At 74.7% G+C, this 12832-nt stretch carries 18 protein-coding genes; 10 read left to right on the forward strand and 8 right to left on the reverse strand.

All coding sequences use genetic code 11. The features are described from left to right. The first annotated feature begins 11 nt into the window (after positions 1-11). Together Q0858_RS12420 and Q0858_RS12425 are read left to right on the forward strand one after the other, a co-directional pair. Positions 12-668 (forward strand): ElyC/SanA/YdcF family protein, encoded by a 657-nt coding sequence (locus Q0858_RS12420; protein WP_299054759.1) that lies wholly within the window; start codon positions 12-14, stop codon positions 666-668. Beyond that, positions 665-1492: an acyl-CoA thioester hydrolase/BAAT C-terminal domain-containing protein gene (locus Q0858_RS12425; RefSeq protein ID WP_299054761.1), complete on the forward strand. Its 828-nt coding sequence runs from the start codon at positions 665-667 to the stop codon at positions 1490-1492. The genes Q0858_RS12420 and Q0858_RS12425 overlap by 4 nt, the downstream gene beginning before the upstream one ends. Here Q0858_RS12425 and Q0858_RS12430 read toward each other — a convergent pair. Further along, the gene (locus tag Q0858_RS12430) at positions 1473-2354 is read right to left on the reverse strand and encodes a DMT family transporter (protein WP_299054763.1); all 882 of its coding nucleotides are present in this window, start codon (positions 2352-2354) and stop codon (positions 1473-1475) included. The genes Q0858_RS12425 and Q0858_RS12430 overlap by 20 nt on opposite strands. 9 nt (positions 2355-2363) lie before the next feature. Beyond that, a complete protein-coding gene (locus Q0858_RS12435) occupies positions 2364-3407 on the reverse strand; it encodes a S66 peptidase family protein (RefSeq protein WP_299054765.1) in 1044 nt (347 codons plus the stop codon). A gap of 52 nt (positions 3408-3459) precedes the next feature. On the opposite strand from Q0858_RS12435, the gene Q0858_RS12440 reads away from it, so the two are divergent. The 3 genes from Q0858_RS12440 to Q0858_RS12450 are packed head-to-tail and all read left to right on the forward strand — an operon-like array spanning position 3460 to position 5513. Next, positions 3460-4068, forward strand: coding sequence for a dihydrofolate reductase family protein (locus tag Q0858_RS12440; RefSeq protein WP_299054768.1), 609 nt, complete (start codon positions 3460-3462; stop codon positions 4066-4068). Between the two features lie 9 nt (positions 4069-4077). Next, positions 4078-4578: a nucleoside kinase gene (locus tag Q0858_RS12445; protein ID WP_299054771.1), complete on the forward strand. Its 501-nt coding sequence runs from the start codon at positions 4078-4080 to the stop codon at positions 4576-4578. Further along, on the forward strand, positions 4575-5513 hold the full coding sequence (locus Q0858_RS12450) for a phosphotransferase (RefSeq protein ID WP_299054773.1): 939 nt from the start codon (positions 4575-4577) through the stop codon (positions 5511-5513). The genes Q0858_RS12445 and Q0858_RS12450 overlap by 4 nt, the downstream gene beginning before the upstream one ends. Positions 5514-5517: 4 nt before the next feature. Here Q0858_RS12450 and Q0858_RS12455 read toward each other — a convergent pair whose 3' ends face one another. After that, positions 5518-6075 carry a winged helix-turn-helix domain-containing protein gene (locus Q0858_RS12455; RefSeq protein ID WP_299054775.1) on the reverse strand — a complete coding sequence of 186 codons (558 nt, stop codon included), beginning with the start codon at positions 6073-6075 and terminating at the stop codon, positions 5518-5520. A 78-nt stretch (positions 6076-6153) separates the two neighbouring features. On the opposite strand from Q0858_RS12455, the gene Q0858_RS12460 reads away from it, so the two are divergent. After that, positions 6154-6723 carry an alpha/beta fold hydrolase gene (locus Q0858_RS12460; RefSeq protein WP_299054777.1) on the forward strand — a complete coding sequence of 190 codons (570 nt, stop codon included), beginning with the start codon at positions 6154-6156 and terminating at the stop codon, positions 6721-6723. Here the strand turns inward: Q0858_RS12460 and Q0858_RS12465 are convergent. Next, a complete protein-coding gene (locus tag Q0858_RS12465) occupies positions 6612-7298 on the reverse strand; it encodes a dihydrofolate reductase family protein (protein WP_299054779.1) in 687 nt (228 codons plus the stop codon). The genes Q0858_RS12460 and Q0858_RS12465 overlap by 112 nt on opposite strands. Before the next feature lie 89 nt (positions 7299-7387). Beyond that, positions 7388-8551: a GNAT family protein gene (locus tag Q0858_RS12470; RefSeq protein ID WP_299054782.1), complete on the reverse strand. Its 1164-nt coding sequence runs from the start codon at positions 8549-8551 to the stop codon at positions 7388-7390. Positions 8552-8897: 346 nt separating this feature from the next. Here Q0858_RS12470 and Q0858_RS12475 point away from each other — a divergent pair, with 346 nt between their 5' ends. Genes Q0858_RS12475 through Q0858_RS12485 form a run of 3 tightly spaced genes read left to right on the forward strand, consistent with a single transcriptional unit; the run spans position 8898 to position 10074 of the window. Then, positions 8898-9341 (forward strand): hypothetical protein, encoded by a 444-nt coding sequence (locus tag Q0858_RS12475; protein ID WP_299054785.1) that lies wholly within the window; start codon positions 8898-8900, stop codon positions 9339-9341. A gap of 32 nt (positions 9342-9373) precedes the next feature. Further along, positions 9374-9814, forward strand: coding sequence for a hypothetical protein (locus tag Q0858_RS12480; protein WP_299054787.1), 441 nt, complete (start codon positions 9374-9376; stop codon positions 9812-9814). Between the two features lie 47 nt (positions 9815-9861). Continuing rightward, on the forward strand, positions 9862-10074 hold the full coding sequence (locus Q0858_RS12485) for a hypothetical protein (RefSeq protein WP_299054790.1): 213 nt from the start codon (positions 9862-9864) through the stop codon (positions 10072-10074). A 118-nt stretch (positions 10075-10192) separates the two neighbouring features. Here the strand turns inward: Q0858_RS12485 and Q0858_RS12490 are convergent, their stop codons facing one another. Genes Q0858_RS12490 through Q0858_RS12500 form a run of 3 tightly spaced genes read right to left on the reverse strand, consistent with a single transcriptional unit; the run spans position 10193 to position 12218 of the window. Then, positions 10193-11113, reverse strand: a complete 921-nt coding sequence (locus Q0858_RS12490; protein WP_299054791.1) for an alpha/beta hydrolase fold domain-containing protein — start codon at positions 11111-11113, stop codon at positions 10193-10195. Beyond that, entirely contained in the window at positions 11110-11853 is a 744-nt protein-coding gene (locus Q0858_RS12495) for a DinB family protein (protein WP_299054793.1), read from the reverse strand. The genes Q0858_RS12490 and Q0858_RS12495 overlap by 4 nt, the downstream gene beginning before the upstream one ends. Continuing rightward, positions 11850-12218 carry a DUF2834 domain-containing protein gene (locus Q0858_RS12500; RefSeq protein WP_299054796.1) on the reverse strand — a complete coding sequence of 123 codons (369 nt, stop codon included), beginning with the start codon at positions 12216-12218 and terminating at the stop codon, positions 11850-11852. Before Q0858_RS12500 ends, Q0858_RS12495 begins: the two co-directional genes overlap by 4 nt. Before the next feature lie 44 nt (positions 12219-12262). Between Q0858_RS12500 and Q0858_RS12505 the strand changes: the two genes are divergently transcribed. Then, positions 12263-12832: a GrpB family protein gene (locus Q0858_RS12505; RefSeq protein ID WP_299054799.1), complete on the forward strand. Its 570-nt coding sequence runs from the start codon at positions 12263-12265 to the stop codon at positions 12830-12832.

A 12832-nucleotide genomic window follows, 5' to 3' on the forward strand; every position in this document is an offset into this window, starting at 1 on the left:
AGACTTGTGCCATGCCTCGTCGGAGCCGTCTCGTCCTGCTCGCCCTCGCCGGCGTGGGTGCGGGCGGTGTCCTGGCGGTCGTCCTCGCCAACGTCGTGGTCGTGCAGCGCGCCGACCAGCACGTCACCGGGGACCTCGAGGCTCTCGCGCCGGCGCAGGTCGCGATCGTGCCCGGTTCCCTGGTGCGCGGCGACGGGACGCTGGGGGACGTGGTCGCGGAGCGCGTCGACGCCGCGGTGGGGTTGTACGACGCCGGCGTCGTCGACGCCCTCCTGGTCTCCGGCGACAACGGCACGCCCGACTACAACGAGCCCGACGCGATGCGGGACGCCGCCCTCGCGGCCGGCGTGCCGGGAGAGGACGTCTTCACCGACTACGCCGGGTTCAGCACCTGGGCGACGATGCGCCGGGCCACGGAGATCTTCGGCGTCGACAGCGCCGTCGTCGTCACCCAGGACGCGTACGCCGCCCGCTCGGTCGACCTCGCCCGCGCGGCGGGGATCGAGGCGCAGGCGCTCGAGGCGGGCACGGCCGCGGGCGGGCCGCGGGAGGTGCTCGCCCGGGTACGCGGGCTCGGCCAGGCGACGTGGCGGCCCGAGGTGACTGGCGGCGAGACCATCCCGATCACCGGCGACGGCCGCCGGTCCTGGGCGGACGAGCCCGCGTGAGCCTGCTCGACCCGAGCGACCTCCACTGGGCGCGTCCCTCCGCCGGGGCGGGCACCGGCGTCCTCGTGGTCGCCGGCTCCAGCGGGCGCGTGGACACCGCCCGGGCGGATCTCCTGGCCGCCGCGGGCGCGACCGCGCTCGCGATCCGGTGGTTCGGCGGGGTCGGCCAACCCACGCTGCCGCGCGAGGTCCCGCTCGAGACGTTCACCGGCGCGCTCGACCTGCTGGCCGCGGAGTGCGACCGGCTCGCCGTCGTCGGGCTCTCGTACGGCGCCGAGGCCGCGCTGCTGACCGCCGTCCGCGACCCGCGGCTCGACGCCGTCGTGGCCATCGCCCCCACCGACGTCGCCTGGGAGGGCCAGGCGGAGGCGGACGACGACCCGCGACGCCCGAAGTGGACCTGGCGGGGCCAGCCGGTGCCGTTCGTCCCGCTGAGGCGGACCTGGACGCCCAGGACGGACCCGCCGTCCTACCGCCCGCTCTACGACGCGAGCCGTGAGTCGGCCGGCCCGGCGACGGTGGAGGCCGCGCGCATCCCGGTGGAGCGGTTCACGGGCGAGCTCGTCCTGGTGGCGGGCGGGGACGACCGGGTGTGGGGGAGCGCGCCCGCGGCCCGCACGATCGCCGCCCGGCGGTCGGCGGCCGGGCTCCCGACCACCGTCGTCGAGGACGCTGCCGCCGGGCACCCCGTCGTCCTCCCCGGCGAGGACGCCCCCGACCCCCGGCGGCCGTACCGCGTCGGGGGCGACGACGGCGCCGCGGAGCGCCTCGGCGCCGCGGCCTGGCCGGCCATCGTCCGGGCGCTCAGGCTCCCCACCCGATGAGGGCGATCCCGGCGGTGACGACCGCAGCGGCCGCCAGCCGTCGCGCCGGCGAGCCCTCGTGCATCAGCACCGCCGCCCCGAGGGCACCCATGACGACGCTCGAGGCGCGCAGCGGGGCGATCACGGCGAGCGGAGCCAGCGTCATGGCGAACAGCATCAGCAGGTAGGACAGCGGCACGAGCACGCCGACGCCCAGGACGGTGAGGGGCGCGGTCCGTGCGGCGTCGCGGGCCCGGGACACCCGGCCCCGCCCCGCGACGGCCAGGACGACCAGCAGCTGCACGAGCCCCGTCACCGCGTAGTAGGCGAGGGGGTCGGCCCCGCGCGCGTCGACGGCGTGGTCGTCCCAGACGGTGTAGGCGCCGATCGTCAGACCCACGACCAGACCGCCCACGACGCCGGCGCGCACGCCTCGGCGGCGGCTGCCGGCGTCGCCCGGCTGGTCGGAGGCGGCCAGCAGGACGCCGGCCAGCACGCAGGCGATGCCGGCCCACCCGAGCGGGCTCGGCGCCTCCGACGCGACCCAGGCGCCGGCGAGGACCGCGAGGAGGGGCCCGGTCCCGCGGGAGACCGGGTAGACGATCCCGACGTCCCCGTGCCGGTAGGACACCTGCAGCGAGACGGCGTACGCCGTGTGCAGCAGCCCCGAGACCACGCCGAGGACGAGCGCCTGCCGCAGCACCGCCCCCGGGTCCGACGCCGAGGCGAGGCTGACGCCCGCGACGGGGAGGACGGCGACCGCCCCGACGAGCGAGTAGGCCAGCAGGAACGCCCGGCTGTCGCCCGGTCCCCGCGCGGCGAGGAGGTTCCACGTCGCGTGGGCGAGCGCGCTGAGCAGGACCAGCGCGATCGCGAGCGACACCCGCGGACCCTAGGCGTAGTCGGCGTACACGCGCTGCGCCTCGCCGTCGACGGTCACCGTCCCGCCGTACGGGAGGATCCACTGCGGCCGCGTGTGCCCGAACGGCGGGCCGACGACCACGACGGCGTCGGGGTTGTACGCCGCGACCGTCGCGATCGCGACGTCGCGCTGCTCGTCCCGCTTCGCGCGGCGGACGTCGGCGCTCGGGCGGGTCTCGAAGTCCGAGGTCGGCGGACGGGCGACGACGACGGCGTCCACGGCGGCGAGGAGCCCGCGCTCACCGAGGGAGCGGAGGATGTGGCCGAAGTCCCGGGCCCCGATCAGCTCCTCGGAGGACTCGAGCAGCAGCACGCCGCCCTCCACGACCGCGGGGTCGGCCGGGAAGCGGCCGGCGGTGAGGATCCACTGGACGACCTCGATGCACCCGCCCCAGGTGCGACCGGTGACGGAACGGGCGGGTCCGGCCCAGGTCCAGGGCTCGGTGGGCTCGCGGTCGCCGTACTCGGTCAGGGCGCGCGGGTCCTGCCAGTCGTGGCCGATGTCCTCGGACTCGCCCGGCTCGGTGACCTCCAGGCGGTCCCCGGTGAGCAGGGCGGCCCGCAGCGAGGCCTCGTGGACCGCGTCGAGGCCCGGGCCGGGGCCGAGCTGCACCTGCGTCGAGCCGCCGTAGAAGCCGGGCACGCCGTGGGTCCACAGCCAGCTCAGGATGTTGGTGTTGTCGCTGTAGCCCAGGAACGGCTTGGGGTCGCGCCGCACGACCTCGGGGTCGAGGTGTGGGACGACGGTGATCTGGTCCTCGCCGCCGATCACCGCGAGCACGGCCCGGATCCCGGGGTCGCCGAAGGCGGCGTTCAGGTCCGCGGCGCGGTCGACCGCGGACGCGCCCAGGCGGCGGGTGGTCGGGTACTCGACGGGCACCAGACCGGTGACCGCAGCCAGCCGCTCCATGGCCTGCTCGTGGACGGCCGGCGCCACCGCGGGCGCGGCGAAGGAGGGCGAGAGGACGGCGACCTGGTCGCCGGGGCTCGCCTTGGGCACTCCGAGGAACTCCATGGGTCGACCGTAGGCGGCGCGTCACCCGGTTTTCCTCGTCCCTCGTCCGGCGATGAGGACGACGCCCGACACCGGTCCACCCGTCATGGGCTCCCTCCTCTACTCGATGATCACCTCCCTCGACGGCTACGCGGAGGCCGCGGACGGCGACCTGGGCGGGGGTGCCGACGACGAGGAGCTCCACCGCTTCGTGGACGAGACCTTCCGCTCGGTCGGCACCTACCTCTACGGCCGGCGGATGTACGAGACGATGGTGTTCTGGGAGACGGCGGCCGACGACCCGTCGCACCCGGCGTACGTCCGGGAGTACGCCCGGGCCTGGCAGGCCGCTGAGAAGGTCGTCTACTCCACGACGTTGCCGGACGTCTCGAGCGCCAACACGCGGATCGAGCGGCGCTTCGACGCCGACGAGGTCCGTCGGCTCAAGGACCGGACGGCGCACGACCTCACCGTCGACGGCCCGACCCTGGCGGCGCAGGCGATCCGCGCGGGCCTGGTCGACGAGTACCACCTCTTCACGACGACGACCGTCGTCGGCGGCGGGACGCGCTTCTTCCCCGACGGGGTGCGGCTGGACCTCGAGCGGGTGGGGCAGCACCTGTTCGACGGCGGGATGACGTACACGAGATATCGGGCGCGCGCGGGGCGGTCGGAGGACTAGCGTCGACGGGTGGGCGCCCGCAACTACCTCGTCGAGGGCGTGTCCGGCACCGGGAAGACGGCGGTGTGCCACGCCCTGCGCGAGCGGGGCTTCGAGGCCGTGAACGGCGACCGCGAGCTGGCCTACCAGGGCGACCCGGTCACCGGGGAGCCGACCGACACCGCCTCGCACTGGCACCACGTGTGGTCGGTGCCGCGCCTCACCGCCCTCCTCGAGGACCGCCGCCACCCGGTGACGTTCTTCTGCGGGGGCTCCCGCAACACCGCGTCGTTCCTGCATCTGTTCGACGGGGTCGTCGTGCTCGAGGTGGACGTCGACACCCTCACCGGGCGCCTCGCCGGCCGCGGACCGGACGAGTTCGGTGGAGCCGCCGACGAGCGGGACCTCGTCCTGCGGCTGCACGCGACCGGCGAGGACACCCCGACGGCGGACCTCCGCGTCGACGCGACCGCACCGCTCGACGAGGTCGTCGACGCGATCCTGGCCGGACTCGGCCTCACGGGCCCGTGACGTCGCTCGACGCGGCGGCGACGCGCGCCCTCCTCGACGCCGGGTACGTGCCGGGGGCGGTGCTCGGCTCCGGCATGGAGGGCACCGTCGTGGACCTCGGGAGGGACCGGGTCGCGAAGGCGTGGCACGGGCGCGCAGTCGCGGGGCTCCGTCGGTTGCAGACGTTCCACCGCGCGCTGCGCGCCGGCGGGATGGCGCTCGCGACGCCGCTCGTCGAGGACGTCCTGCCCGTCGGCGACGGCAGCGAGCGCGGCGTGACCGTCGAGGCCCGCCTCGGAGGCAGACCGCTCCGTGCCGACACGGGGGAGGGGGAGCACCACGTCGGCGACCCCGAGATCGCCGCCGTCCTCGACGTCCTGCGCGCCCTGGCGGCGGTGACGCCGCACCCCGACCTCGGCGTGCTCCCCGTGCTCGACGGCGAGCCGCCCTTCGACGCACGGGACCCGTTCGCGGCGAGCCTCGCGGGCCTGGTCGAGCGGCGCCTGCGGGCCTCGGGTCACGTGCTGCGCCGCCGCGTCCCGGACGTGGACCGGGTGGCACGCGCCGTCGTCGACCGGCTCCACGCGATGGGGCCGGGCACGACGACCGTCGTCCACGGTGACCTGGTCCCCGGCAACATCCTCGTCACCGGTGACGTGGCCTCCGGGGTGCTGGACTTCGGCTTCCTCACCACGCTCGGCGACCCGCGCTTCGACGCGGCCGTCGCCGCCTCCGTCCACGACATGTACGGCGTCCGGGCCCGCCACACCGAGGCCGCGATCGACGCGGCGCTGGTCTCCGAGCTCGGCCACGACCCGGAGGTGCTGCACCTGTACCGGGCGGCGTACGCGCTGGTCACGTGCACCAGCTACAGCGCCTCGGGCAGCGACGGGCACTTCGCCTGGTGTGCGCGGATGCTCGACCGGGACGACGTCCGGCAGGCCGTCGGGCTCTGAGGCGTCAGTCCGCGGGCGGGAGCCGCGGGTGGTCGGTCGGGTAGACGCCGATCGCGAAGCCGTAGACGGTCTCCCCGGAGCGAGGCAGCCGGTCGAACTCCTCGACGACCGCGGCCATGCGGTCCCAGAAGGCCGAGACCTGGTCCTCGGACAGCCGGGCGTGGCGGATGAACCCCCACAGCCTCCCCTCGTCGTACGCCGGCGCCGACTCCCGGGCGGCGACCTCGAGGTCGTTGAAGTCCCGCTCACCCCCGGCCTCCGAGGGCTCGGCGGAGACGAAGAAGAGCCGCGCGGTGCGTCCCCAGAAGCGCTCCTCGATCGCCCGCACCCGGCGGGTGCGGACGACCCGGACCAGGCCGTTGCGCGCCAGGACGCCGACGTGGTGCGCGACGGTGCTCTTCGGTCGGCCGAGCGCCGACGCCAGCTCCGTGACCGTCGCGGCACGCTCGTGGAGGAGCTGCAGGATCGTCGTTCGCAGGGGGTCGCCGATGGCCCTGACCTGGGCGGCCGTCGTGAGCGCCATCCGGTCGGCGAGCTCGTGGTCCGGGGGGTTGTCGCCCATGGCGGATCAGACTAGCCTCATCGAACGTTCCATTTGTACGGATCATTGACGCGGATTATCGCAACCAGGGGAGTCGACGTGGCCGAGGTGCTGCTGTTCCACCACATCCAGGGACTGACGGACGGGGTCCGGGCCTTCGCGGACGACCTGCGCGCGGCCGGCCACACCGTGCACGCGCCGGACCTCTTCGACGGCCGGGTGTTCGGCTCGATCGAGGAGGGGTTCGGCCACGCCCGCGACACCGGCTTCGACGTGCTGCGGGAGCGGGGCGCCGCCGTGGCGGAGGGCCTCGGGGAGGACCTGGTGTACGTCGGCCACTCGTTCGGCGTCACGATCGCCCAGCGGCTCGCCCAGACGAGGCCCGGCGCCCGCGGGGCGCTGCTCCTGTACTCGTGCCTGCCCGTCGCCGAGCTCGGCGCCTGGCCGGACGGCGTCCCGGTGCAGGTCCACGGCAAGGAGGGCGACGAGTTCTTCGACGAGGACCTCCCCGCGGCGCGCGAGCTGGCCGCGACGGTGCCGGGCGCCGAGCTGTTCGTCTACCCGGGCGACGAGCACCTGTTCGCGGACCCCTCCCTCCCGGCGTACGACGCCGAGGCGGCCTCGCTGCTGGGCGAGCGGGTCCGGTCGTTCCTGGCGCGGGTCTCGTAGGTCACGTGCAGGGCGGCCCCGCCGACGACGACCTCGACCTGCCGCAGTGACCGCGGCGCGGCGGCGGCGAACAGCGGGGTGCCGCCACCGAGCACGACCGGCGCCACGTGCAGACGCAGGAGATCGAGAAGACCGACGTCGAGGCAGCCTCGCACCGTCGCGGCACCGCCCATGACGTAGACGTCGCGCACCCCGGCGAGCCGCCGCGCCTGCTCGACCGCCGGCCTCAACCCGTCGGTGACGAAGGTCAGGTCGTGCGTCGCCGCCAGCCGCGGCCGTCCTGGCGGCAGGGCGGTCACGACGACCAGCGGCGGACGGGCGTCGCGGTCGGCGCCGTACCCCGTGCCGTCGGTCCAGCCGTGCGGTCCGTCGACGACGTCGAACAGCCGGCGGCCCATCACGACCGCCCCGGCCTCCGCGGCGCGGTCCAGGGTCTCCCGGTCCGACGCCGCCCCGGAGCCGACCCACCGGTGCAGCTCCTCACCACCGCGGCCCAGGCCCGCGTCGGGGCCCGGGTCGGGTCCCGTGACGAAGCCGTCGACGCTGACGCTGATGTCGCCGATCACGAGGGTCATGCGGGGATGGACCATCACCGGGCGTGAGGCTCATCGCGGTGCGCGCTGCGTAGCCTGCCTTGCGCTCCGCTGCCCGGCGCTGCAGCCGGTCAGGAGGCGGGCGGGTCGTCGTCCAGGCGGGCCCAGAGGTCCAGGTCGGCCCGGGTGCCGTCGGCGCACAGCCGGGACCGCAGGGTGCCCTCGCGGCGCAGGCCGGCCCCGGCGTACGCCGAGGCCCGCAGGTCGTCCCCGGGTGCCGCCACGGCGGTCACCCGGTGCAGTCCGAGGGTCCTGGTCGCGTGGTCGACCGCGTGCTGCACCGCGGCCGCCGCGCCGGCCGGGGTCCGTGGGTCCAGCACGAACACCTCGGCCGCCGAGTGCCCGGGGTCGACGTCGCGGACGCCGCAGGTCACGGCGTCGCCGTCCACCGTCACGGTGAAGGTCGGGTCGGACTCCTGCGCCTGCTCGCCCCGGTGGAGGCGGGCCTTGATCCGGCTGGCGGTGTAGCGCGCGAGCGCGACGCGGCAGGCGGGCGAGGAGGGGAGGTGGTCGGCGCGGCGGGCGCGCCGGACGGTGGCGGGTCGGGCCTCGAGCTGTCGCGACGCGAGGCGGTCGGCGAGGAGCCCGCCCGCCGGGCGCTCGGAGGCGAGCACGGAGAGCAGGTCGTGGTCGCCCCAGGTGCCGCTGATGTGGGAGTAGCCGCGCATCGTGGCCTCGGCGGTGAACCCGATGTGCCCCGCGGTCACCACGGCGGGCACGTTGGACGTGCTCACCGGTGCCGTGACGAGCTCCAGGCCGAGGTGGTCGAAGGCGAGGTCGATGACCGCGCAAGCGGCCGTCGTCGCGACGTCGCGATGGGCGACGGCCCGGTCGCACCAGACCCCCAGCTCGGCGGTGCGCGTCTCGGTGTCGATGCCGCTGAGCGTCACCTGCCCGACGAACGACCCGTCGAGCTCGAGCACGAACGACAGGCCCCTGCCCACCGCGGCCTCGTGGCGGTGGTCGTTGACCTCCCGTGCCCAGCGCCACTCCGTGTGCTGCTCGGCCCAGCTGAGGTCGGAGGTCGGCCAGAACCGGGTGATGGCCCGTTCGTTGCGCAGCCGGACCTCCCGCCACCGGGCGTGGTCGTCGTAGCGCGGGGGTCGCAGGACCAGCTCACCGTCGACGACGGGGACCGGACCCAGCTCGATGGGGGCGTGGGAGGCCACGAGGGCTGCCGGGGTCCCACGACCGGACCGCGCGCTACGGGGCAGTGTGCCGTGGATGATGGTCACCCTCCGAACGTAGAGCGACCACCTGGCCCGAACCTGTCAACCGCCTGGGTCTTCCCGCAGAGGCGCGCCTGCCTCGCTCATCCGTGGTGGTGCGGGTCGTCTTGCGATGCCGGGGGCCAGTGTCCGGCCCACGGCCGCGGCGGCCTCACCAGTCGATGACGCGCTGGGCCGCCGCCAGTGTGCAAGCGCAGCGCGGGCATGGGCAGACCCGTCGCATACACGCGTAGGCGTCGTGGCGGTGCACGACCGAGACTCACCGGGGCGACCATCCGGTGTCACGTGATGAGGTCGTGACGGAGCCACCGAGCGGCCCCTCTCCGTCGTCACCCGTCTCTAGGCTTGAGTCATGGGAGGGCAGACCGCGGGTCGGGACGCGGCCGAGGTCTCGAGACCCGACCGGGCGTGGATCGGCTGGGTCACCTTCGTCCTCGTGATGCTCTACCTGACCTGGTACCTGCTCTACGCCGCATATCTCGCGGTCTTCAGCGGTGAGGGAGCCCTTCCGCCGACGTGGCGTGATCCGGATGTTCCCGTGGGCGCCGAGGTGGTCTCGGTCGGCGAGGACCTGTGCGGGTCCGGCGGGTGCGCGCGCCGCATCAGCATCATCCCGGCGGAGGGAGAGAGCGCCGGGGAACTGGCCCGCGAGATGGGGCTCCGCGCTGGTGTGGAGGAGACGTACGGCTGGCGTCCGACGAACCCCGCGAGCGTCGTGGTCTACCTGCCCAACGGGTACGGCGACGGCGACGTGCTGACGGTGGCGGTGAGGTACAAGAGCCCGTTCGGCTACTGAGCGTCGACCGCGACCACGCCTACGCTGGAATCGTGGGGGAGAGCAGGCAGGCCCCCGACCGGGACGGGTCGGGCTCCGCAGCACGCAGCCGCTCGTGGATGGGCTGGATCGCCCTCTACCTCGTCACCCTCTACCTGATCTGGTACCTCTCGTACGCCGCCATCCTCTTCGTTAGCGAGGGGGCCCTTCCGCCGACGTGGCGTGACCCCGCCATCCCCGCAGGCGCCGAGGTCGCCTCGGTGACCGAGCGCTGCGACAACGGCGGATGTCGGCGCGAGATCCGGGTCGTGCCCGCCGACGGCGAGGACGCCGAGGACCCCGCCGTCGAGATGGGCCTCGATGGTGACGGGTCCCGGTCCTACGGTTGGCGGCCCACGAACCCCGCGAGCGTCGAGGTGTTCCTCCCGTACGGGTACCGCGGCAAGACCTCACTGAGGGTCGTGGTGCAGTACGACAGCCCGTTCCCGTACTGAGGGCGGTCCGGCAGACAAGACGGACGCGTCGGACTAGCCTGCTCCAGGTGGACCAGTGGATGCAGATGACGGCTCTCGTCGTCGCCGCGACGGCGCCGTACCTGGCCCTGGGTCTGCTGTCCGCGATCGGCCAACGCCGGCGTGGCGGACGCTGGTGGCACCTGCTGCTAGCGCTCGTCCTCTGGCCGGGTGCCTGGACAGTCTGGTACCTCGTCGACGGGCGCGGCGTGGCCGAGACAAGGTCGGCGTCCACGGTCTGAGGAACCGGCGCTCGACCGGCGCGGAACCCCACCATCGTCACCGTCGGGGAGACGGCGGTCGACGAGACGACCCGGGTGGACGACAACTCCCGAGGCACGGATGACCGCAGCGGTCACGTCACTGCGTCGTGATCCCCGCGCGGTGGAGGGCGAGGACCTGGGCGTCGCGGAACCGGCGACTGACCGGCGCCTTCGCGAACAGGACGTCGAACCCGTGGAACGCCCCCGGGACCTCGGTCACCTCGCAGTCCACGCCCGCGGCGCGCAGTCGCCGCGCGTGGGCGAGGTCCTCGGCGTGGAAGAGGTCGAGGTCGCCGACGCCGATCCACGCGGGCGGCAGACCGGACAGGTCCTTCCGCCGGGCCGGGGCGGCGTACGGCGACACGTCGGGGGAGCCCGGCGCGGTCCCCAGGTACGTCGACCAGCCCAGCCGGTTGCTGCCTGCGCTCCAGACGCGGGTACGACGGTCGTCGACGGGGCGGGCCGCCGTCCGGTCGTCGAGCATCGGGTAGGTCAGCAGCTGGAAGGCGACGTCGACCTCGCCGCGGTCGTGGGCGAGGAGGACCAGCGCGGCCGCGAGCCCACCTCCGGCGCTGCTGCCGCCGACCGCGAGCCGGGTGGTGTCGACCCCGAGCTCCTCGGCGCGCTCGACGAGGGCGCGCAGGCCTGCGTACGCGTCGTCCGTGGACGCCGGGTACGGCGCGGCGGAGCCCAGCCGGTAGCGCAGGGCGGCGACGCCGATGCCGAGCCGTTCGACGAAGGCGATGTTCTGGGCGTCGTCCTGCTCGGGCGAGCCCGCGAGGTGACCGCCGCCGTGGAGCCACAGCAGGCAGGGGAGGGGACCCTCGACGCCGGCCGGGCGGAGCAGCCGGAAGGACGCGGTGTCCGACACCCGCACCTCGGTCGCGACGACCGACGGCGGCGTCCTCGCTGCGGGCCGGGTGGGGAGGCGGTCGAGCAGGCGCACCAGCCTCGGGGTGACGGAGAAGCGGGGGATGAAGCGGGCCCGGGCGAGGTCCGGGTGGAACGGGGCGGTCACGGCTGCTCCAGGTGGTCGAGGTCGCGGACGGCGTACCGGTGGTGCTCCCACTCCTCGTCGAGGATCGTGTGCAGGCAGGACAGGACGGTCTCCGCGTGGTCCGGCGCGTGCGGGTTGCGACGGGTTTCCTCGAGCACCTCCGGCGTCACGGACGCCAGGAACCCGCGCACCTGTGACTGTCGGTCGGCCCGCACCGCGAGGACCTCGTCGAATGCGGGCGCGACGTCCGAGAAGGTGCCCGGACCGTAGGCCTCCGTGTCGCCGTCGTCGTTCGGCAGACCGAGCGGGTGGTACGGCTGCGCGCGCTCCAGGACCGCCCTGCCCAGCCAGGTGTCGGTCGCCATCACGAGGTGGCGCAGCGTCTGGGTGAGGGACCACTCGCCGTCGACGGACGCCTCGACGGTCCCCGCCGGCATCGCGACGGCGCGCTCCAGCGTGGCCGACCAGGTGCGCTCCAGAGCTGTCCACGCCGTCCGGAGTCCCTCCGGATCGGTCGCGGTGCGCAGGCCCCGGCCGGGGAAGCGGCGGTCGAGCTCGGCGTCCACGAGGGGCACGACGTCCACCCCGTTCACGACCAGCCGGTTGTCGTTCTCCACCAGCCAGGGGGAGTCGATCTCCATCCCGGCGACGTCGCTGCCGCGGACGACGACCCTCGACAGGTCGCAGTCGTGGAAGCGGGTGCCCCGCAGGCTCCGGTTGCGGAAGGTCCGGTCCGTCAGCACGGGCTCGTCGGTGCTCATGGCTCCACCCTGCCCCCGGCCACCGACATCGCGCGACGGTGACGCTCGAGGGTCCGCTCGCGCACGAGCAGGAACAGCGGGATGGCGAACGCGGCCGCGACGACCCCGCACAGCACGAGGTAGACCACCGGCCACCGGATGCCGAGCCGCCGGGACTCGACGAGGACGAGCACCACGCAGGCGGCGGCGAGGACGGCCAGGTCGATCGTCACCGAGCGGCCGGCCGGGGTGCTGACGGCGTCGGTGACGAACCCGACGGCGCTGCCGTCGTGCATGACGTTGTTGGCCACCGTGCCGACCGCGCCGACGACCGCCAGGACGCCGTACGTGACCTGACGGAGGATCGACCAGCGGGCGGGGCTCACGCCAGCACCCTGGCACGGGGAGCCGGGTCCCGTAGCGTCGTGCCGTGGACGAGAGCCAGCACCCACCCGCGCGCCGACGCGCCGACGTCACCGACGTCGAGCTCGTCGGCGGGGTCGAGAAGCGGGACCTCTACCTCGTGGCGTACGACCCGTCGTGGCCCGCGCAGTACGCCGCCCACGAGGCCCGGATCACCGCAGCGGTGGGGAGCGCCGCGGTCGACGTCCAGCACATCGGGTCGACGTCCGTCCCCGGGCTGGCGGCCAAGCCGATCGTCGACGTCCTGGTGACGGTCGTCGACATCACGGCGGAGGAGGACCACCTCGACCCGCTCCTCGGGGCCGGGTACGTCCTGCGGGTCCGCGAGCCCGGTCACCGGCTGGTCCGCACCCCCGAGCTCGACGTCCACGTGCACGTCCGGGAGCACGGCGGGCCCGGGGTCGCCGACTACGTGCTGCTCCGCGACCACCTCCGGGCCGACCCTGCGGACCGTGCCCTGTACGAGGCGACCAAGCGGGAGCTGCTGGCGGGCGACTGGCCGGACATGAACGCCTACGCCGACGCGAAGACGGCGGTGATCGAGGAGATCACGGCGCGGGCGCGGCAGCGGGGGTAG

Origin of the sequence: uncultured Nocardioides sp. (assembly GCF_947489365.1) — a bacterium.
In the GTDB taxonomy this organism is placed as follows: Bacteria; Actinomycetota; Actinomycetes; order Propionibacteriales; family Nocardioidaceae; genus Nocardioides.

Coding starts and splice junctions, on each gene's coding strand:
- Q0858_RS12465 (WP_299054779.1), bottom strand. CDS start 7,298: ATGACCCTCGTGATCGGCGACATCAGCGTCAGCGTCGACGGCTTCGTC.
- Q0858_RS12475 (WP_299054785.1), top strand. CDS start 8,898: ATGGGAGGGCAGACCGCGGGTCGGGACGCGGCCGAGGTCTCGAGACCC.
- Q0858_RS12420 (WP_299054759.1), top strand. CDS start 12: ATGCCTCGTCGGAGCCGTCTCGTCCTGCTCGCCCTCGCCGGCGTGGGT.
- Q0858_RS12440 (WP_299054768.1), top strand. CDS start 3,460: ATGAGGACGACGCCCGACACCGGTCCACCCGTCATGGGCTCCCTCCTC.
- Q0858_RS12435 (WP_299054765.1), bottom strand. CDS start 3,407: ATGGAGTTCCTCGGAGTGCCCAAGGCGAGCCCCGGCGACCAGGTCGCC.
- Q0858_RS12495 (WP_299054793.1), bottom strand. CDS start 11,853: ATGAGCACCGACGAGCCCGTGCTGACGGACCGGACCTTCCGCAACCGG.
- Q0858_RS12455 (WP_299054775.1), bottom strand. CDS start 6,075: ATGGGCGACAACCCCCCGGACCACGAGCTCGCCGACCGGATGGCGCTC.